The organism is Mesorhizobium sp. M7A.F.Ca.MR.148.00.0.0, assembly GCF_003997735.1.
In the GTDB taxonomy this organism is placed as follows: Bacteria; Pseudomonadota; Alphaproteobacteria; order Rhizobiales; family Rhizobiaceae; genus Mesorhizobium.
Genome location: NZ_RZTB01000291.1, coordinates 314 through 1087, shown reverse-complemented (window position 1 = coordinate 1087; position 774 = coordinate 314). Strand labels below are relative to the sequence as shown.

The 774-nt window shown below is 53.0% G+C and carries 1 protein-coding gene; it reads right to left on the bottom strand.

Annotated elements, in window-relative coordinates:
* Positions 1-276: 276 nt before the first annotated feature.
* Positions 277-774 (bottom strand): hypothetical protein (locus tag EOB49_RS34020; protein ID WP_164781935.1); only part of this gene is annotated, 498 nt, incomplete at its 5' end.

The window sequence follows — 774 nt, the reverse complement described above, 5'->3', positions numbered from 1 at the left end:
CGAAATGGTTCTTTCTCGTTACCGACATGAACCCTCATCGGAACAAAATTCTGGGGTTCGGGAGCAGATTGTTCCGACATCGGTCCAAAATCGTGTCGATAGGTGCAAAGGGTAAGGTCCTTTCCCGCGCTTGATCAACCTCGTTCATGCCACCCACTGATGTCTGCTGCCGGAAACTAAGGCACCATTGCGGACAGCCAGTTTTCGGCCAACAAGGTGCTCAAGCGAACAGCAATCCAAGCTAGGCTCTTTGATTCTTGAATCTACAAGTCTACCTCAACTCAGCGCCGCCTTGCGAAACGCCGAAATCGCATCATGGTCCAAACTCAGCAGAGGCAGTTCAATTGTCTCACCGAATAGCCTGAAGCTCTTGCGGTGCCAGCCCAGCAAAGCCTTCGTCCGAAGCCCTTTCATCTCATCTTCGACGACGGCTTCGATCTGAGCAAACGATCCATTCTCGCCCGTCATTCTCTTGATCGCTGCCTTGAGCAAGACCGGGTTTAACGGCACGTATCCAGCGATCCCCTTCCAGGCTTTTTCAGTCCCAAGACAGGTGCGAACCATTACCCCGCTACTCCAGGTCACTTTCTCTAGTTTTCTCCCAAAGGCCAAAGAACAGATTTTGTCTTTTTCGCCTCCGTTGAGGTCGAGAAAGCGCTTGATCTGTTTTGCCGCTTCAAGGGTACGAGACTCTATCTGAGCGACCATTCGCGCGCCTTGCGGAGGCACGGCAGCCTTTGCCTGGATTTGCAGCGCGCTGTTCGTCGGTTCGTG